The following is an 18,938-nucleotide window of genomic DNA, read 5'->3' as shown; positions in this document are numbered from 1 at the left end:
ATCGCGCTCTCGGCTTACGCCGCCGGCACCGGCAGCGCGGTCACCGACTTGATCTTCTCCATCGCGAAGCGCGAGGTGACGTTCTTCAGCGGCACGGCCGAGATCAGCTTCTTGTAGAACACGTCATAGGCCTGCATGTCGGCGACCACGACGCGCAGCATGTAGTCGACGTCGCCGGCCATCCGGTAGAACTCCATCACTTCGGGCATGGCGCTCACGGCGTCGGCGAATTTGCGCAGCCAGGCTTCCGAATGGTCGGCGCTCTCGACCGAGACGAACACGGAAATCCCGAGCCCGATCTTGTTCTGATCGACCAGCGCCACGCGGCGCAGGATCACGCCGTCGGCCTCGAGCCGCTGGATGCGCTTCCAGCACGGCGTCGACGACAGCCCGACCCGGTCGCCGATTTCGGCGACGGAAAGCGAAGCATCCTCCTGCAGCACGGTCAGGATCTTGCGATCGATGGCGTCGAGGCGGCGGTTGTTGTCATGAAGCTGAATGGCGACATCGTTCATAGAAGAAAGTTCCACATGAAGGTTCAAACTCCCTCATATAGAGAAAAATCTTCCAAATCAAGCGGGTCGTGGCCGCTCAGGCCAGCCGGGCGTCGGCGTGTTCGCCCAAAAACGCTTCAACTTCAGTACGTTGCGGTGCGGCATAAGCGCCCCCGAACCGGGTGCATTTCAGCGCTGCGGCGGCGGACGCGAAGCGAAGCGCCTGCCGCAACTCCTGCTTCTCGGTGATGGCCAGCGCAAACGCCCCGTGGAAGACGTCGCCGGCGCCCAGCGTGTCGACGGTATGGACCGGGAAGGCCGCCGTCTCCTCGAGCCCGCCCTTCTCATTGAGCCAGATCGTGCCCTGCGGGCCGCGGGTGCCGGCCAGGAAGGAGGGGGTGAGCTTGGCGAGCTTTTGCAGCGCCTGGCCGTCGTCGGTGACATCGGCGGTCTGCTGCAGCGGCTCGCTGGAAAACACCAGATGGGACGAGGCGGTCAGCAGTCCTTCCCGCATCGACATCGCGCGATCGACGTCGACCACCACGGGAATGCCGCGTTTGACGGCCTCGGCGCACAGCTCGGTGCAGAACGGCGCGCAGCGGCTCTCGGTCAGGATCGCCGCGCAATCCTCCAGCAGCAGCTCGGTCGGCGGCAGCTTGACCTTCCACAGCTCGGGATCGCGGAAGGTGACGATGGTGCGCTCGCCGGTGTCGTCGATCATGATCGCCGAGATCGGGGTGACCAGGTCCGGCATGTGGATGAGATGGTTGGTCTCGATGCCCTCCTGGGCCATCTTGTCGAAGATGTAGCGGCTCGAGGTCTCCCGCGAATCACCCATCGGTCCGCAGATCGCGGCGCGGCCGCCCAGTCGGACGATGCCGATGGCGGCGTTCAGCGCGTTGCCGCCGCAGATCTCGTCGAAATGGGTCGCGTTCTCCTTGGAGCCGCGGGCCGGAACGTTGACGCGGAAGGTCAGGTCGCGCACCGGCAGGCCGATGCATAGGATGCGGGGCGGGACTTTCGGGGCGCCGTCTTGAAAATTCATGCAAAGGTCCGTCGCAATGGTTCCGTCTACTGCCAAGCAGTACGCAGATCTAATCGGCAGAACGATGTCCGGTTCCCGCTATTGGTCCAACGGATTTCGGTGATGCACCCAGCGGCCGAGCAAATGATGGGCAATCGCGAACGGATGCGGGCCGGCCAGGCCGTCGGGATGCTGGCGCTTGAGCATCAGCGTCGCCTCCGCATGGTCGAACCAGCGCGCATCCTCCAGCTCGGTGCGGTCGACCACGATGTCCTCGTTGGTCGCACGCGCGGTGCAGCCGATCATCAGCGATGACGGATAGGGCCAGGGCTGCGTCATGTAATAATTGACGTCGGTGCAGCGGATGCCGGACTCCTCGAAAATCTCGCGCCGTACCGCATCCTCGATGGTTTCGGCAGCTTCGACGAAGCCGGCGAGGCAGGAATACATCCCGGGCATGAACTGCTTCTGCCGGCCGAGCAGCACCTTGTCGCCAGAGGTGACCAGCATGATCACGACCGGATCGGTGCGCGGGAAGTGCTCGGCCTTGCAGCTCGGACATTCGCGCTTCCAGCCGCCGTCCTTCATCGTCGTGCGGGTGCCGCAGTTCGCGCAGAAGCCGTGGCGCTGGTGCCAGGTCACCATCGATTTCGCCATCGCGATGGCCGAGAGCTGCTCCGGCGGCACCACGCCCTGCATCGCCATGCCGCGCAATTCGGTGATCGCAACATCAGGACGCCCGACCAGCTTCTCGGCCGCCTGCGGCGCGATCCCCATGCCGAAGACCGGCGCAGCATCGCGCAAGCCCAGGAAGATCGTGCCGGGATTGGCGCCAAAGCCGCGGGCCTCCTCCAGCGAGAGCAGCGCGCGGGCCCCGCCATCCTCCTGCTTCACGACCAGCGAGTCGCGGTAGATCACGTAGGCTCTGGCCTCGCGGTGGCCCTCCAGGGCGAACAGCTTCTCGTCATTGCTGCGCAGATGCGCGGCGCGGTCCAGCACATGGGTGACGAAGGCCGGCTGGCCAAGCGGAAATGAATCGGATGCGGACATCGAAAATCAACCCAACCAGATCTTGCGGCGAAGCGCGCTGATGAAATTCTGCACTTCCTCGGCGTCATGCGCCAGCGGCGGCATTACGCCCCAAACGGGACGCGGCCATGCAGCGTCGCTGGTGCGGCGCGCGATGACGTGGACGTGCAGTTGCGGGACGAGGTTGCCGAGGGCTGCGACATTCAGCTTGTCGCACTTGGTGACCTCCTTCAGGGCCCGCGAGACGCGGGTGATCTCCGTCATCAGCTGCGCCTGCTCGACCTCGTCGAGGTCGATGATCTCGACCGCGCCGTCGCGCCGCGGCACCAGCAGCAGCCAGGGATAATGCGCATCCTTGATGACGAGCACCTTGCACAGCGGCAGGTCGCCGATGTCGACGGTGTCTTTCTTGAGCTGCGAATGCAGCGACCAGTTGGTGGCGGGCATGAGGCGCAAGTAATGCCTTTCCGTGTTCCCAGACAAGCCCCACAAAGCCAGCCTTACAAAGCCGGGTCAGGCCGCTTGCTTTCCGGCGGTTTTGGCCCCAAATAGGGACCGGGAGATTGGCGGTGGACGAGCCACTCGCCAACCGGGTCAGGTCCGGAAGGAAGCAGCCCTAACGAGGTCCGGATCGGGTCGCTCGTCAGTCTCCTATCTGTTTTTCCGAGCGAATCGTGCTGGAATGGCGGTCTCCGCGCCCGGCGCTCGATTTCGGCTCCTATCCGCACGCCGGCCGAAGAGACAATTCCCAAGTTGCGGATCGATGCATGAATGACGCTGGCGACCCCTCCCAACCGTCCGACGGCGCAGGCAAGGCAAGCCTTGACGGCGGTTTTGATTTGGGTGGCGCGCCTGATACGGCCAAGCCGTACCGCGTTCTCGCCCGCAAATACCGCCCCTCCAGCTTCGAGGATCTGATCGGCCAGGAGGCCATGGTCCGCACCGTCTCGAACGCGTTCGAGACCGGGCGGATTCCGCAGGCCTGGATCCTCACCGGCGTCCGCGGGGTCGGCAAGACCACCACCGCGCGCATCCTCGCCCGCGCCCTGAATTACGCGAAGCCGGACGGCTCGGTGAAGGGGCCGACCATCCACATGCCCGACCTCGGCGTGCACTGCCAGGCGATCATGGAAAGCCGGCACATGGACGTGCTGGAGATGGACGCTGCGTCCCACACCGGCGTCGACGATGTCCGCCAGATCAATGACAGTGTGCGCTATGCGCCGGCCAGCGCGCGCTACAAGGTCTACATCATCGACGAAGTCCACATGCTGTCGACGGCGGCCTTCAACGCCTTCCTGAAGACGCTGGAGGAGCCGCCGGAGCACGCCAAGTTCGTGTTCGCCACCACCGAAATCCGCAAGGTTCCGATCACGGTGCTGTCGCGCTGCCAGCGCTTCGACCTGCGCCGCGTCGAGGCCGACGTGCTGATGAAGCATCTCGGCAACATCGCGGCCAAGGAAAACGTCGAGGTCGAGCCCGAGGCGCTCGGCATCATCGCGCGCGCCGCCGAAGGCTCGGTGCGCGATTCGCTGTCGCTCTTCGACCAGGCGATCGCGCATGCCGCAGGCCTCGTGAAGGCCGATGCGGTCAGGCAGATGCTCGGCCTCGCCGACCGCACCCGCGTCATCGATCTGTTCGATTCGCTGGCGCGCGGCGATCTCGCCAGCGCCTTTGCCGAATTCCGCGCGCAATACGATGTCGGCGCCGATCCGGTCGTGGTGCTGTCCGACCTTGCCGAGTTCGTCAATTTCGTCACCCGCGTCAAGTTCGTGCCGGGAACCGCGGACAACGTCGCGTTCGGCGAGACCGAGCGGGTGCGCGCGCGCGAATTCGCCGCAAAGCTATCGACGCGGGTGCTGTCGCGGATGTGGCAGATGCTGCTCAAGGGCATCGCAGAAGTGCAGACCGCGACGCGGCCTGCCGCCGCCGCCGAGATGGTGCTGGTGCGGATCGCCTATGTCGCCGACCTGCCGACGCCGGATGAAGCGATCCGGATGATGGTCGAGCAGAATGGCGGCGGCGGGGCGCCCGCGACGTCGGGTTCTACGGCCTCGTCATCGCCACGCGGCGCGCCGGCCTCGACGATGTCGGCCATGCCGTCTGCGCGGGCACCGCAGGGTGCGCCGCGCGCCGATCTCGCCGCGCGTCCGCAGATGGCGGCCCCAGTCGCCGATGCCGCGCCGGCGCTGCGCATCACCAGCTTTCCGCAATTGATCGCGCTCGCCGGCGAGAAGCGCGACATCATGACCAAGAGCGCGCTGGAGGCCGATGTGCGGCTGGTGCGCATCGAGGATGGCCAGCTCGAGATCGGCCTTGAGCCGAAGGCGCAGCGCGCGCTCGTCACCGATCTGTCGCGCAAGCTCGAACTATGGACCGGGCGGCGCTGGACCGTGATCATCTCCAACGAGGCCGGCCAGCCTACGGTGCGTTCGCAGAACGAATTGGCGCGCAGCGAGCATCAGCGTACTGCCGAGGCCGATCCGCGCGTGCAGGAGGTACTGGCGCGCTTCCCCGGCACCAAGGTGGTCGAGGTCCGCCGCCTTGCCGCCGAGGTTCCGGTAGCGGATGCGACCGGCGAAGACCCGATTGAAACTTCCGACAGCGACGACGATTGATCTGGCGATAGGAACGCACGCATGGCTGATTTTCTCGGCATGATGAAACAGGCAGCACAGCTGCAATCCAAGATGCAGGCGATGCAGGAAGAGCTCGGCAATGTCGAGGTCGAGGGCATCTCCGGCGGCGGCCTGGTCGCCGTGCGCATGACCGCGAAGATGGAAGTGAAGGGCATCAAGATCGATCCGTCGCTGATGAAGCCGGAGGAGCGCGAAGTGCTCGAGGATCTGCTCGTCACCGCGCATGGCGATGCGCGCCGCAAGGCCGAGACGGCGATGCAGGAGAAGATGATGGCGCTCACCGGCGGGCTCGGCCTGCCGCCGGGATTTGGTCCGACCTAAATGGCTGCGAGCGTTGCCGGCCCCGAGATTGAACGCCTGATCCAGTTGCTGGCGCGGCTGCCCGGGCTCGGGCCGCGTTCGGCGCGGCGCGCGGCGCTGCATCTGATCAAGAAGCGCGAAGCCCTGATGACGCCGCTGACCGCAGCGCTGCAGGTTGCGATCGACAAGATCCAGGTCTGCAAGACCTGCGGAAACATCGATACACAAAACCCCTGCACGGTCTGCACCGATCCGCGCCGCGATCCCTCGATCATCGTCGTGGTCGCCGATGTCGCCGATCTCTGGGCGCTGGAACGCGCCAATGCGACCAATGGACGTTATCACGTGCTCGGCGCAACGCTGTCGCCGCTCGACGGCGTCGGTCCGCAGGATCTCACCATCGATCAGCTGGTGGCGCGCGCGCATGCGCCCGAGGTCAGCGAGATCATTCTGGCGCTCAATGCGACCGTCGATGGCCAGACCACCGCGCATTACATCACCGACCTCTTGTCGGAGGCCAATGTGCGGGTGACGCGGCTGGCGCATGGCGTGCCGGTCGGCGGAGAGCTTGATTACCTCGACGAAGGTACGCTATCGGCTGCGATGCGGCAGCGGACGCTGTTCTAGCAAGCGATCCGGGAGCCGGACGCGGCATTGTTCGCCAGGCGATCGGCGACAATCCAAAAAGATCGCGCCGAAACAAAATGATAGGGTGGATGACGATTTGGGGACGGTCATCCACGCTCTGACGAATCAAGTACGGAACCACTGCAAATGACGACACACCGATTCGGCGTACGCTTGGCCGTTGCGCTTCTGGCGACAGCCTTTGCTGCGCCCTGCGCGCTCGCACAGCAGAGCGACACACCGCAGAAGCCCGGCAAGATGATCCGGGCCGGCGACGTGCTGTCGGGGGAACTCGGCGTCATGAAGGTGCGCGACACCAAGAACCGCGGCAAGCGCGTCGCGACCTACCAGATCACCAGCGAGCCGCGCCGACTGCCACCGCCGAACGGTCTCTGCAACCTCGAAACCGGGCCGGAAACCTTCCAGCTGATTCCGACCAACGACGCCCAGGCCGCGCAGCTCAAGAGCCTCTCCGGCAAGGCCATCTCGGTGAAGGTCGACGAGATCGCCTGCGCCAAGGACGCTGGCGAGATGAGCGAAGCCATCGTCACCAAGTGGAGCGTGGTGGCGAAGTAGCTGCCTCAATTGCGGCGTCATCGCCCGGATGCGTAGGTGATGACACTGCGGTGTTTCTTGAGTTGCGACCCATCCTCATCGTCGTCCTGGCGAAGGCCAGGACCCATAACCACCGGCCTTGGTTGTCGGATGGATTGTGGCCCCAACGTCGCGCAACAATTTGCATTTGGGGTAATGGGTCCTGGCTTTCGCCAGGACGACGCACGCAGAGAGCCCGTAGCCCGGATGGAGCGAAGCGAAATCCGGGACGGTCGTTGCAGTCGAGAGGTTTCCCGGATTGCGCTTCGCTTCATCCGGGCTACGGCGGCTGAGCTAAACCCTGACCGGCCCCAGCTCATCGAAATGTCCGCGCCGCTGCAGCCAGGCGAGCAGGATCAGGCTCGGGATCGCGACCAGCACGCAGATCACGAAGAACATTTGCCAGCCGACGGCCTTGGCCACATAGCCCGCGCCCGACGACAGATAGGTGCGGCCGACCGCGGCGAGCGCCGTGAGCAGCGCATACTGGGTCGCGGTGTGCAGCGGATTGCGGCACAGCGCCGAAAGGTAGGCGACGAAGATCACGGTGCCGATCGCGCTGGTGAAATTCTCCGCGGTGATCGCAAGCGCCAGCGCCCATTGATCGACGCCGACATGCGCGAGCCAGGAGAACGAAAGGTTGGCGACCGCCTGCAGCACGCCGCCGATCCAGAGGCTGGTCGCGAGCGAATAACGCCGCGCCACGAAGCCGCCGGCAAAGCCGCCGATCAAGGTCGCGGCAAGGCCGACGCCCTTCACGATCGCCGCGTAATCGACCTTGGAAAAGCCGATGTCGATCACGAACGGTGCGGTCATGGTGCCCGAGAACGCGTCGGTGAACTTGAACAGCACCACGAAGGCGAGCGCCGCCAATGCGTCCTTGCGGCTGAGGAACTCGGAGAATGCGCCGAGCGCCGCGTGCAAGACGCGTTCGGCCGCGGTCTGCGCATGCGTGGCGGCCTCCGCGCCCTTCGATTGCGCCGGCTCGGTCGCAGCCAGCGCCGTGACGATGCCGATCACGACCAGCGCGGCCATCACCACATAGCCCCACATCCATGCCGACGGACGCGCCACTCCGGCCGACTCGAACCCGCTGACGATGAACAGCGCGCCGGCGGTCGAGACCAGCATGCCGATGCGATAGGCCGCGACATAGGATGCCATGCCGGCAGCCTGCTCGCTCTCCGGCAGGCTTTCGACGCGGAAGGCATCGACCACGATGTCCTGCGTCGACGACGCGGTCGCGACCAGCAACGCGGCGAACGCCGCGAACCACGGCGACCGCGCGGGATCGGCCATCGCCAGCACCAGGATCGTCGCGATCAGCAACAGCTGCGAGAGCAGCAGCCAGCCGCGGCGGCGACCGAAGATCTGCGTGAACAGCGGCACGTGCAGCGCATCGACCAGCGGTGCCCAGAGGAACTTCAGCGTGTAGGGCGTGCCGATCAGCGCCAGCAGCCCGATGGTGCCGAGATCGACCCCGGCCTCCTTCATCCACACCTGCAGCGTCGAGCCCGACAGCGCCAGCGGCAGGCCCGAGGAGAAGCCGAGCAGCAGCACGATCAGCACCCGCGGCTGCAGATACACGGCGAAGCTGTCGCGCCAGGAGGTGGCGGCGGGCTTCGGCTCCGGCTTTGCAGACGCGTCAGACGTCGTTTCGGGGGCTGTCATAGAAGAGTTGGTAGCAGATTCGGCTCCAAAAAGACTGTCATCGCCCGGCTTGACCGGGCGATCCAGTATCCCAGAGGCCTATCCGCCGCCACCGGCGATCTCCGGATAGAGATCGTCCCAGTCCGGATTGTCCTTCTCGATTAAGGAGATTTTCCATGCGCGTGGCCATTTCTTGAGCCGCTTCTCGCGCTTTATCGCGTTCTCGGGATCGTCGAACTGCTCGAAATAAACGAGCTTCACCACATCATATTTCTCAGTGAAACTTTGGACGAGTTTCAGCTTGTGCTCGCCGACGCGACGAATGAGATCATTTGTCACACCGATGTAGAGCGTGCCGCCGATGCGGCTGGCGAGAATGTAGACGTAGTAGCTGCGTGCTCCCAAATTTCCGCCTCTGGGATACTGGATCGCCCGGTCGAGCCGGGCGATGACACCTGATTATGCCGTGCGATCTGCGGTCATCAACATTCTCCAGGTGCGGTCACAGAGAAGTTGCTACCGGATTCGGCCCCAAAAAGACTGTCATCGCCCGGCTCGACCGGGCGATCCAGTATTCCAGAGGCCTATCCGCCACCTGCGGCTATTTTTGGATAAAGCCGGGCGATGACACACCGATTGGGCGGCGCAAGCGCGCCACGCAAATTCTAAAGCAACATTCACTCCCCCGCCTGCAGCTTGCGCGGGGCGGGGAACAGCTCGGGCGTGCTGGCCTTTACGAAGCGCGGGACCTCGATCGGGGTCTCGGACTTGCTGAAGTCGAGTTCCTCGATGCGGCCGGCGCGCTTTTCGATCTTGTCGGCGGAGATCAGGATCTGCCTGACGTCCTCGTTGACCTGGCCGAAGTGGTTTTGCAGCTTGAGCACGCGATCACGCAGGCGGCTGAGGTCGTCGCCGAGATGCATCACCTCGTTGCGGATCTGGTCGGCGGCGTCGCGGATGCGGGCGTCCTTCAGGATCTGCTGCATCACCTGGATCGCCAGCATCAGCAGCGAGGGCGACACCAGCACGACCCGGGCGCGATAGGCCTTCTGGACCACGTCGTCGAAGCCGTCATGGATTTCGGCATAGACCGATTCCGAGGGTACGAACATCAGCGCGGTGTCCTGGGTCTCGCCCGGGATCAGGTATTTCTCCGCGATGTCGCTGACATGCTTCAGCACGTCGGCGCGCAGCCGCTGGCTGGCGAATTTGCGCTCCTCGTCGCTGCGCGCGTCGTGCAGCGCGGTCATGGCCTCGAGCGGGAATTTCGCGTCGATGCAGAGCGGACGCTGGTCGGGCAGGAACACGACGCAGTCCGGCCGCTTGCCCGTGGTCAGCGTGTACTGGAACTCGAACGAGCCCTTCGGCATGCCGTCCTGGACGATCGCCTCCATCCGCGCCTGGCCGAACGCGCCGCGGGATTGCTTGTTGGCGAGCACGTCGCGCAACGTCGTCACCTGGGTGGTGAGCTCGTTGAGGTTCTTGTGGGCGTGATCGATGATGCCGAGCCGCTCGTGCAGCACGCGCAGCGAATCCATCGTGTTGCGCGTGGTCTGTTCCATCGATTGGCCGACCCGGTGGGTCACCGAATCCAGCCGCTCGTTGACGGCACGGGCCATCTCGGCCTGACGGCCGGCCAGTGCCTGCCCCATCGCGTCGACCCGCCCCGAGGCCTCGCTCTGGGCCCGCAGCATGTCGGCAAGCCGCTCCTCCAGCTCGTCGGCGCGGACGGCCTGGGCCATCGCCAGTTCCGCGCCGCGCCGGCTGGCGCGCGCGATCACCACGGCGATGGCGAACAGCAGGATCAGCGCCAGTGCGCCAAGGCCGATCAACGCGTCGGAGACACGGACGGGAAGGTCGCCAATCGTGAGGAGAATCTCGTTCATGTCGGCAGTTGTAGCCGATTCGGCGTTGCCGCCGAACGAAAAGGGAACATTTATGGTAAACAGTCCCTTAAATTCCTTGGTTAATCTTGCGTGAAGAAACGTGGTTAAGGCTGCCTTAACCGGTTCCTGAGCGCATTGACCCCATGAAGTCAGCAGCTTAAATCGCCGCCATGGCATTACGAGAAATCATCATCCTGCCGGACAAGCAGTTGCGTCTGGTGTCGAAACCGATCGAGAAGGTGACGCCGGAGATCCGCAAGCTCGCCGACGACATGCTCGAGACCATGTATGACGCGCCCGGCATCGGGCTCGCGGCGATCCAGGTCGCGCAGCCGCTGCGGCTGATCACCATGGACCTCGCCAAGCGCGACGAGAACGGCGAGACCACGCCGCAGCCGCGGGTGTTCATCAATCCGGAGATCATTTCGCATTCGGAGGAGCTGTCGGTCTACGAAGAGGGCTGCCTGTCGATCCCCGAATATTACGAGGAGGTCGAGCGCCCGGCGCGGGTGCGCCTGCGCTTCACCGACCTCGACGGCAAGCTGCACGAGGAGGATGCGGATGGGCTCTATGCCACCTGCATCCAGCACGAGATCGACCATCTCAACGGTGTTCTGTTCGTGGACTATCTGTCGAAGCTGAAGCGCGACCGCGTCTTCAAGAAATTCGAGAAGGCCGCCAAGCGCGCGGCGGAGTAGCCGCGCACTCCGCCGTCATGCCCGGGCTTGACCCGGGCATCCACGTCTTCCTTCTGGGAGACCAAAGACGTGGATGGCCGGGACAAGCCCGGCCATGACGAAGATTGGATCCTCCCGGAAGAATCTGACCGCATGCCTCTCCGTCTGATCTTCATGGGCACGCCCGACTTCGCGGTGCCGACGCTGCTGGAGCTGGTGGCCCATGGCCACGAGGTCGTGGCGGTCTATACCCGCGCGCCGAAGCCGGGCGGGCGGCGCGGCCTGCAGTTGCAGCCGACACCGGTCGAGCAGGAGGCGCGCCGCCTCGGCATTCCCGTGCTGACGCCGAAAACCTTGAAGACACCGGAAGCGCTCGAGGAGTTTCGCGCGTTTGACGCGGATGCCGCTGTCGTCGTGGCCTACGGCATGATCCTGCCGCAGGCCATCCTCGATTCGCCGAAGCTCGGCTGCTTCAACCTCCATGCCTCGCTATTGCCGCGCTGGCGCGGCGCCGCGCCGATCAACCGCGCCATCATGGCGGGCGATGCCGAGAGCGGCGTGATGGTGATGAAGATGGATGTCGGCCTCGACACCGGCGACGTCGCGATGGCCGAGCGGCTGCCGATCTCGGACAGCATGACGGCATCCGACCTGCACGACGCGCTGGCGCCGCTCGGCGCCGATCTGATGGTGCGCGCGATGGGCGCGCTGCAGCGCGGCGGGTTGCAGCTGACGAAGCAGAGCGAGGCCGGCGTCACCTACGCCGCCAAGATCGAGAAGGCCGAGGCGCGGATCGACTGGAAGCAGCCCGCGCATGCGGTGCTGCGGCACATTCACGGGCTTTCGCCGTTCCCCGGCGCCTGGTGCGAGCTCGCTGGCGAGGGCGAGCCAGTGCGGCTGAAAATCCTGCGCTGCGAGCTTGCCAAAGGCTCGGGCCAACCGGGCGATGTGCTCGACGATACCTTTGCGATCGCCTGCGGCGATGGCGCGGTCCGGATTCTCGAACTGCAGCGCGCCGGCAAGGCGCCGATGAAGGCGGCGGACTTTTTGCGCGGCACGCCGCTGAAGCCGGGGGCGAAGGTGTCCTGAGATTGTCATGCGCGGGCTTGACCCGCGCATCCATCTCGAAAAGAAGCTTGTCCTGAAGAGGATGGATTGCCGGGTCAAGCCCGGCAATGACGGCCAAACCAGATTGAACGATGCCCCGCTACAAGCTCACCATCGAATATGACGGCACGCCGTTCTCCGGCTGGCAGATCCAGGACACCGCGCCGACCGTGCAGGGCGCGCTGGAGACGGCGGTCAAGGCGATCTGCGGCGAGGACGTGCGCGTCCATGGCGCAGGACGTACCGACGCCGGCGTGCATGCGCGCGGCCAGGTCGCGCATTGCGACATCGCCAAGCATTTTCCGCCCGGCCGCTTCCGCGACGGGCTGAACGCGCATCTGCGGCCCAATCCGATCGGCGTGCTCGCGGCTGACGTCGTGCCCGACGATTTCGAGGCACGGTTCTCGGCGATCAAGCGGCACTATCTCTATCGCATCACCAACACCCGCGCGAACCTCGCGCTGGACGTCAGTCGCGTCTGGCGCGTGCCGCGTGCGCTCGATGCCGACGCGATGCACGCCGCCGCGCGGCGCCTCCTCGGCAAGCACGATTTTACCACCTTCCGCGACACCGAGTGCCAGGCCAGGTCGCCGGAGAAGACGCTCGATCAGCTCGACGTCACGCGCGAGGGCGACGCCATCAACATCGTGACGTCGGCGCGCTCGTTCCTGCACAGTCAGGTGCGTTCGATGGTGGGATCGCTGGTCTGGGTCGGCGAGGGCCGCTGGAGTGCGGACGATCTCTTTGGTGCACTCGCCGCCCGCAACCGCGCCGCCTGCGGCCCCGTGGCGCCGCCGGACGGGCTCTATCTGATGCGGGTGGATTATTAGGCGGTGTGAATGATCTGGTAGGATGGGTAGAGCGAAGCGAAACCCATCACTTGTATCTGCGCGGTGAGATGATGGGTTTCGCTGCGCTCTACCCATCCTACGGATTAGCACGCTGCATCTGGTGCGGGTGGATGACGAACGGCCCCAATCCCTACTGTGCATGGGGTTGTTTTCGATATTTTTGTCCAGCCGAGCGGCCGGACTACGCAAAATACCTGTCCAACACGCCCCGATAGATCCGCGTCAACTTCTCCAGATCGGCCACCGGCGTGCGCTCGTCGATCTGGTGCATGGTCTGGCCGACCAGGCCGAATTCGATCACCGGGCAATAGCTCGAGATGAAGCGCGCGTCCGAGGTGCCGCCGGAGGTGGACAGCTCCGGCTTGCGGCCGGTGACCTCCTCGATCGCGGCGACCGCGAGATCGGTGAACGGCCCGGGCTGGGTCACGAACACGTTGGAGTTCGACGGCTGCCAGTCGATGTGAGCACGGATGCGGTTGCCGCAGGCCTTCGCCAGCCGCTCGTCGACCAGCTGCCGCAGGCTTTCCTGGGTGTGGTTGTCGTTGTAGCGGATGTTGAACTTCGCCCGCGCCTGGCCCGGGATCACATTGCTCGCGGTGTTGCCGACATCGACCGTGGTGAATTCGAGGTTGCTGGCCTGGAATTGCGCGCTGCCGTGATCGAGCGGCTCGTCGCTCAGCGCGACGATCAGCCGCGAGATATCGGGCACCGGGTTCGAGGCGCGGTGCGGATAGGCGACGTGGCCCTGCACGCCATCGACGACGAGCGTGCCGGACTGCGAGCCGCGCCGGCCGATCTTGATCATGTCGCCGAGCACCTCGACATTCGACGGCTCGCCGAGCACGCAATGGTCGAATTTCTCGCCGCGCTCGGCGCACCATTTCAACAGCTTGACGGTGCCGTTGATCGAGACGTCTTCCTCATCGCCGGTGATCAGGAAGGAGATCGAGCCGTTGCCGTCTTCTCGCGGCTTGCCGCCATGGTCGCCGAGATATTGCAGCACGGCGGCGACGCTGCAGGCGATGCCGCCCTTCATGTCGACGGCGCCGCGGCCGTAGAGATAGCCGTCCTTGACCTTGCCGGAGAACGCGCCGAGCGTCCACGCCGCCTCATCGCCGGGCGGCACCACGTCGGTGTGGCCGGCAAAGGTGATATGCGGCGCCGCGCTGCCGATGCGGGCATAGAGATTGTCGATGTCGGCGGTGCCGGGCTCGGAGAACGTCACGCGGTGGACGTCGAAGCCTGCGCTTTTCAGCAAATTTTCAAGAACGCCAAGGGCGCCGGCGTCGGCCGGGGTGACGGAGGGGCAGCGAACCAGATCGCGGGTAATCGAGACAGCATCACTCATGCGCCTCGCTTAACACGTCACACCGCGGGTGGACCAGCTTTGTGCGGCATCATTCGAGCTCGCTCTGCTGATCCCAGCCCTGCCTGGAGCGCGACCCGTTGCCGCGGTCGCCGCGTTGTCGCGCGTGGATTTTCCCAAGCGGATTGGGACCATAGCGATTGGGGTAAGAGGTGCCGCGCAGAAACGCCAGCTCGATGAAGCCCCAGATATAGAGCACGGAGACGATCGCGCCCGCCGCCATCACCCAATAGGACTCATCGGGAAGCCGGTCCGCGAATTGGCTCATGAGCCCGGGGATCGCGAAGAACGGGACCATCCACCAGCCGCTCCTGTCGCGGTCGTGCAGGCGCTTGATCGAGACCGCGACATAGACCCAGACGAACAACGCCGTCCCGCTGGCCTTGACCAGCAGCGCGGGCAAACCGGCAAGGGTCAGCGATCTGTAGCTGTCAGGGTCGAACGCCCGGAAGATGTCGTCGACATTGAAGCCAAACGACGCATGTTTGCCGCCGAGGCCGGCCAGGATCACCAGCGCGGCCAGGAACATCATCCAGCACACGATGATCAGTGCTGCGAGCCAGAATTTGGCCCGGTTGACGCGGCCCTTGAAGCCGAACAGGTAATTGGCCCAGTCCATGAAAAAACTCCGGGCAGCGGCAATGTTTCGCGGCCCGGAGTTTTGTCGTTTTGGAGGTGGGCTTGGTTCGAATTGTGACCCGTCACCCTGAGGTGCAAGCAGAGCGAGCCTCGAAGGGTGAACGGCCACAGTAGGGCCGTCGACCCTTCGAGGGCCGCTGAAGAAGCGGCCACCTCAGGGTGACGGTGATAGATTGTTGCGGCGGAAGACCGATCAGTCCCGCAGCAACTCGTTGATGCTGGTCTTGGCGCGGGTGCGCTCGTCGACGCGCTTGACGATCACGGCGCAGGCGGTGGCAGGTCCCGGCTGGCCGTTCTTCAGCGGCTTGGCCGGCAGCGTGCCGGGGACGACGACGGCATATTCCGGGACCTCGCCGACGAAGATCTCGCCGGTCTCGCGGTCGACGATCTTGGTCGAGGCGCCCAGGAACACGCCCATCGACAGCACCGCGCCCTTGCGCACGATCACGCCTTCGGCGACCTCGCTGCGCGCGCCGATGAAGCAGTCGTCCTCGACGATCACGGGCTCGGCCTGCAGCGGCTCGAGCACGCCGCCGATGCCGACGCCGCCGGAGATGTGCACGCGCTTGCCGATCTGGGCGCAGGAGCCGACCGTCGACCAGGTGTCGATCATGGTGGCTTCATCGACATAGGCGCCGAGATTGACGAAGGAGGGCATCAGCACGACGTTGCGGGCGATGAAGGCCGAGCGGCGCACGATCGCGCCCGGCACCGCGCGGAAGCCGGCGTCGCGGAAGCGGTTCTCGCCCCAGCCCTCGAACTTCGAGGGCACCTTGTCCCACCACGAGGCCCTGCCCGGGCCGCCCGCGATCTGGCCCATGTCGTTGAGGCGGAACGAGAGCAGCACCGCCTTCTTCAGCCACTGATTGACCTTCCACTTGCCGCTCGCCTCGCGCTCGGCGACGCGGGCCTCGCCCTTGTCGAGCAGATCCAGCGCGTGGTCGACGGCCTCGCGGACCTCACCCTTGGTCGACGTCGAAATGCCATCGCGGGCGTCGAACGCGGTGTTGACGGTGGTTTCGAGGGCGGACAGCGACATCGGGACAATCCTTGGGCGTATCGGGGATATGAGGGGAGTTTTGCAGGGCTTTTTCGGAATTTGGGGCCATGGAGTCAAGGCAAACCCCCACCGTCGTCCCGGCCTACGGCGGGTCGAGGTGGGGAGAGATCAGGGCTTCAGCCGCTGCAAGAAACCCGTGAGATCGTCCGTGACGTGGTCGACATGAGCGGCGTCGCGGCCTTCGAGCTCCCAGGTTTCGCGCACCACTTCCTGGCTGCCGTCGGGCACCACCAGCACGGTGGTCATGCCGAGCTCATGCGGCACGACCAGATTGCGCGCGAGGTCCTCGAACATCGCAGCCTTCGACGGATCGACGTCGTGAAGCCTGAGGAACTTCTGGTAGGTCTGCGGCGCCGGCTTCGGCTCGAGATCGGCGGCGATGATGTCGAACACGCCGTCGAAATGGTTGGAGATGCCGAGCCGGCCCAGCACCGCATCGACATGGTCGACCGAGCCGTTGGTCAGGATCAGCTTGCGTCCCGGCAGTTTTGCGATCGCAGCGCCCATCGCCGGATTCGGCTGTAGCGGCGAATGGTCGATCTTGTGCACATAGGCGAGATAGTCGTCGGCCTGCACGCCGTGCTCGGTCATCATGCCGCGCATCGTGGTGCCGTAGCGCAGGTAATAGTCCTTCTGCAGCCGCCGTGCCTCCTCGGGCGAGATCTTCAGCGAGTTACCGACGAACTCGCCGATCCGCGCATCGACCTGCTGCCACAGGTTGACGTGATGCGGGTACAACGTGTTGTCGAGGTCGAACACCCAGGTCTCGACATGGCCGAAGCTGCGGGGAGTTTTCATGTTATCTTTCCGTCGTCGTCCTGGCGAAGGCCAGGACCCATACCGCGTGATCCATCAAATGAAGCGCGGTGCGCCAATACCGCGCAACGGCCGGTCACTACCTGTCTTCGCCAAATGATTGCCTGTGGTAATGGGTCCTGGCTTTCGCCAGGACGACGGTGATCCATGTGGCGCCACTGTCTTCATCACGGCATCGCAAAGCGCAGCGTCTTGCCGCCGCTGGTCATGTCGACGGTGGTGAAGCCGAGCGCGGTGAGGCCGCGGGTGGCGCAGTCGCCCTGCTCGTTGACCTCGAACTTGCTTTCGCGGGTGCAGAGCTGCACCGCGCCGCCCCAGTTCAGCGGCTTGTCCTTGATGCGGATGGCGCGGTTGTCGCCGTCGACCGCCTCGGCGAAAGAATAGATCTGCTTCGGCGCGCCCGACACGTCGGGATGCAGGCATTTGCCGGGGTCGATCCGATACCAGCCGCGGCTGGTCACCATCTTGCCGTCGTCGGTCGCAACCGCGGCCATCACCTTGTGCGGCGTGTCGTTGCACCAGGTCAGTCCCGACGGCGAGGGCTTCTGCACGGCATCGACCATGGTGGTGAAGAAGTTCGGCGACTGCACGATGTCGCTGGCAAGCCCGCGGCTCTTGAGGAATGCGGAGAGCGCGCTCTGGGTCTTCGGCCCGTCGACGCCGTCGATCGGCGCCGCGTCGTAGCCTGCGATCACCAGGAGGCGCTGGATGCCGGCGAGCCGCGCCTGCTCGTCGTCATACTCGCTGTCCTCGGCGAGATAGGCGACGAGATTGCCGTCATCGCTCTGCGTCGGCGTGATCTGGGTGAATTGCGCCGGTGTCTGGCCGGAGCGGCATTGGCGCGCGGCGGCGATCACGAAATTGTCCGGCGCGACGCACAGCGTGTCGGTGCCGCTCTGCGGGATCGGTGACGCGCCGTAGACGCCGAGCGCGCGCGCATTGAGCAGCACGCGGTCCGCGGTGAGCGCGCCCTGCACCACGACCCGGCAGGTCGCGGGATCGATCCGGAACCAGCCGCGTGTCGCCGTCGCGGCCTTGTCGTCGATGCCGATCGCGGCCTCGATCACGTAGCTCATGCGGTTGCAGAGCTTGAGATCGGCATGCGCCGGCGCCGCCGAGAACAGAAACGACACCAGCGCGGCCGGCAGCGACATCGCGAGCCGCGCCGGCGGCGACCGGCGAGGTATCCTCGCCGCGCGTCCCGCGATGACGACCTCGTCTGCCATTACTTGTGGATCAGCGTGCCGGTGCCCTGGTTGGTGAAGAGCTCGAGCAGCACGGCGTGCTGGGTCTTGCCGTCGATGATGACGACGCCCTGTACGCCCTGTTCGAGCGCGTAGATGCAGGTCTCGACCTTCGGGATCATGCCGCCGGAGATCGTGCCGTCGGCGATCAGCTTGCGGGCCTCCTTGATCGACAGATCCGGAATCAGCTTCTTGGACTTGTCGAGCACGCCGGGCACGTCGGTCAGCAGCAGCAGGCGCTTGGCTTTCAGCGCGCCAGCGATCGCACCGGCAAAGGTATCGGCGTTGACGTTCAGCGTCAGGCCGTCCTGCGAGGTCGCCAGCGGCGCTAGCACCGGGATCAGCTCATAGCCGATCAGCTGATTGAGCAGCGTGAGATCGACCTTTTCGGGGTCGCCGACGAAGCCGAGATCGACCGCCTTCTCGATGTTGGAATCGGGATCGACCATGGTGCGCGTCGTCTTCGACGCCTTCACCATGTTGCCGTCCTTGCCGGAGAGGCCCACGGCCTTGCCGCCGGCTTCGTTGATGTAGCCGACGATCTGCTTGTTGACCGAGCCCGCCAGCACCATCTCGACGATCTCGATGGTCGCGGCATCGGTGATGCGCAGGCCGGCGGCGAATTCCGACTGGATGCCGAGGCGCTTCAGCATGGTCGCGATCTGCGGCCCGCCGCCATGCACGACCACCGGATTGATCGCGGTCTGCTCGAGCAGCACGATGTCGCGCGCGAACGCCTTGGCGGTGTCCTCGGCGCCCATGGCATGGCCGCCATATTTAATGACGATGGTTTCCTCGTCATATTCCTGCATGTGCGGCAGTGCCTCGGACAGGATGCGGGCCTGATCGAGCGGGCTGATGTGCTGGTCGGTCATGGGGCTGGTCTCACGTCAGCGGAGGGACGGGCGCGTTTCTATCTGATTGCCGGGCAGGGC

General features: G+C 65.1%; 20 protein-coding genes and 1 other RNA gene. 8 read left to right on the top strand and 13 right to left on the bottom strand.

The annotated features are described in order from the left end of the window. Nucleotides 1-14 precede the first annotated feature (14 nt). The 4 genes from AAFG13_RS23810 to AAFG13_RS23795 form a co-directional block, all read right to left on the bottom strand. Nucleotides 15-515: an Lrp/AsnC family transcriptional regulator gene (locus tag AAFG13_RS23810; protein ID WP_342708399.1), complete on the bottom strand. Its 501-nt coding sequence runs from the start codon at nt 513-515 to the stop codon at nt 15-17. A 76-nt stretch (nt 516-591) separates the two neighbouring features. Continuing rightward, nucleotides 592-1,539, bottom strand: coding sequence for a sugar kinase (locus AAFG13_RS23805; RefSeq protein WP_342708397.1), 948 nt, complete (start codon nt 1,537-1,539; stop codon nt 592-594). 78 nt (nt 1,540-1,617) lie between these two features. Next, nucleotides 1,618-2,568, bottom strand: a complete 951-nt coding sequence (gene nudC, locus AAFG13_RS23800) for an NAD(+) diphosphatase (RefSeq protein WP_212316896.1) — start codon at nt 2,566-2,568, stop codon at nt 1,618-1,620. Nucleotides 2,569-2,574: 6 nt separating this feature from the next. Further along, nucleotides 2,575-2,994, bottom strand: a complete 420-nt coding sequence (locus tag AAFG13_RS23795) for an HIT family protein (RefSeq protein ID WP_212317260.1) — start codon at nt 2,992-2,994, stop codon at nt 2,575-2,577. Nucleotides 2,995-3,105: 111 nt separating this feature from the next. On the opposite strand from AAFG13_RS23795, the gene ffs reads away from it, so the two are divergent. From ffs to AAFG13_RS23770, 5 genes are all read left to right on the top strand, one after another. After that, nucleotides 3,106-3,202, top strand: an RNA gene (ffs, locus tag AAFG13_RS23790) — signal recognition particle sRNA small type. 112 nt (nt 3,203-3,314) lie between these two features. Beyond that, on the top strand, nt 3,315-5,165 hold the full coding sequence (locus AAFG13_RS23785) for a DNA polymerase III subunit gamma/tau (protein ID WP_342708395.1): 1,851 nt from the start codon (nt 3,315-3,317) through the stop codon (nt 5,163-5,165). A 21-nt stretch (nt 5,166-5,186) separates the two neighbouring features. Further along, a complete protein-coding gene (locus tag AAFG13_RS23780) occupies nt 5,187-5,507 on the top strand; it encodes a YbaB/EbfC family nucleoid-associated protein (protein ID WP_092122614.1) in 321 nt (106 codons plus the stop codon). Next, on the top strand, nt 5,508-6,113 hold the full coding sequence (gene recR / locus AAFG13_RS23775; protein WP_028335942.1) for a recombination mediator RecR: 606 nt from the start codon (nt 5,508-5,510) through the stop codon (nt 6,111-6,113). 147 nt (nt 6,114-6,260) lie between these two features. Then, complete coding sequence (locus AAFG13_RS23770; protein WP_212316902.1) at nt 6,261-6,689, top strand: hypothetical protein; 429 nt, start codon at nt 6,261-6,263, stop codon at nt 6,687-6,689. Nucleotides 6,690-7,001: 312 nt separating this feature from the next. On the opposite strand, the gene AAFG13_RS23765 is transcribed toward AAFG13_RS23770, so the two are convergent. The 3 genes from AAFG13_RS23765 to rmuC all read right to left on the bottom strand — a co-directional run bounded on the left by AAFG13_RS23765 (nt 7,002) and on the right by rmuC (nt 10,243). After that, nucleotides 7,002-8,378, bottom strand: coding sequence for an AmpG family muropeptide MFS transporter (locus tag AAFG13_RS23765; protein ID WP_342708394.1), 1,377 nt, complete (start codon nt 8,376-8,378; stop codon nt 7,002-7,004). 78 nt (nt 8,379-8,456) lie between these two features. Then, the gene (locus AAFG13_RS23760; protein WP_342708393.1) at nt 8,457-8,762 is read right to left on the bottom strand and encodes a GIY-YIG nuclease family protein; all 306 of its coding nucleotides are present in this window, start codon (nt 8,760-8,762) and stop codon (nt 8,457-8,459) included. 272 nt (nt 8,763-9,034) lie between these two features. After that, a complete protein-coding gene (rmuC, locus tag AAFG13_RS23755; protein ID WP_342708392.1) occupies nt 9,035-10,243 on the bottom strand; it encodes a DNA recombination protein RmuC in 1,209 nt (402 codons plus the stop codon). Between the two features lie 170 nt (nt 10,244-10,413). On the opposite strand from rmuC, the gene def reads away from it, so the two are divergent. The 3 genes from def to truA all read left to right on the top strand — a co-directional run bounded on the left by def (nt 10,414) and on the right by truA (nt 12,857). After that, a complete protein-coding gene (def, locus tag AAFG13_RS23750) occupies nt 10,414-10,941 on the top strand; it encodes a peptide deformylase (protein WP_342708391.1) in 528 nt (175 codons plus the stop codon). A 132-nt stretch (nt 10,942-11,073) separates the two neighbouring features. Next, entirely contained in the window at nt 11,074-12,009 is a 936-nt protein-coding gene (fmt, locus tag AAFG13_RS23745) for a methionyl-tRNA formyltransferase (RefSeq protein ID WP_342708390.1), read from the top strand. Between the two features lie 110 nt (nt 12,010-12,119). Then, on the top strand, nt 12,120-12,857 hold the full coding sequence (gene truA, locus AAFG13_RS23740; RefSeq protein ID WP_342708389.1) for a tRNA pseudouridine(38-40) synthase TruA: 738 nt from the start codon (nt 12,120-12,122) through the stop codon (nt 12,855-12,857). Nucleotides 12,858-13,059: 202 nt separating this feature from the next. Here the strand turns inward: truA and dapE are convergent, their stop codons facing one another. The 6 genes from dapE to argB all read right to left on the bottom strand — a co-directional run bounded on the left by dapE (nt 13,060) and on the right by argB (nt 18,878). Next, nucleotides 13,060-14,226: a succinyl-diaminopimelate desuccinylase gene (gene dapE, locus AAFG13_RS23735; protein WP_342708388.1), complete on the bottom strand. Its 1,167-nt coding sequence runs from the start codon at nt 14,224-14,226 to the stop codon at nt 13,060-13,062. Nucleotides 14,227-14,275: 49 nt separating this feature from the next. Next, a complete protein-coding gene (locus AAFG13_RS23730; RefSeq protein WP_342708387.1) occupies nt 14,276-14,863 on the bottom strand; it encodes a DUF805 domain-containing protein in 588 nt (195 codons plus the stop codon). A gap of 213 nt (nt 14,864-15,076) precedes the next feature. After that, the gene (dapD, locus tag AAFG13_RS23725) at nt 15,077-15,922 is read right to left on the bottom strand and encodes a 2,3,4,5-tetrahydropyridine-2,6-dicarboxylate N-succinyltransferase (protein ID WP_342708386.1); all 846 of its coding nucleotides are present in this window, start codon (nt 15,920-15,922) and stop codon (nt 15,077-15,079) included. A gap of 129 nt (nt 15,923-16,051) precedes the next feature. After that, nucleotides 16,052-16,741: a pyrimidine 5'-nucleotidase gene (locus AAFG13_RS23720; RefSeq protein ID WP_342708385.1), complete on the bottom strand. Its 690-nt coding sequence runs from the start codon at nt 16,739-16,741 to the stop codon at nt 16,052-16,054. 185 nt (nt 16,742-16,926) lie between these two features. Further along, nucleotides 16,927-17,913 carry a DUF1036 domain-containing protein gene (locus tag AAFG13_RS23715; protein WP_342713382.1) on the bottom strand — a complete coding sequence of 329 codons (987 nt, stop codon included), beginning with the start codon at nt 17,911-17,913 and terminating at the stop codon, nt 16,927-16,929. 71 nt (nt 17,914-17,984) lie between these two features. Beyond that, entirely contained in the window at nt 17,985-18,878 is an 894-nt protein-coding gene (gene argB / locus AAFG13_RS23710) for an acetylglutamate kinase (protein ID WP_092122647.1), read from the bottom strand. Nucleotides 18,879-18,938 lie beyond the last annotated feature (60 nt).

It is taken from the genome of Bradyrhizobium sp. B124 (assembly GCF_038967635.1).
Taxonomy (GTDB): Bacteria; Pseudomonadota; Alphaproteobacteria; order Rhizobiales; family Xanthobacteraceae; genus Bradyrhizobium.
Note: the sequence above shows the minus strand (reverse complement) of the source record. Positions and strands in the feature narration are given on the sequence as shown.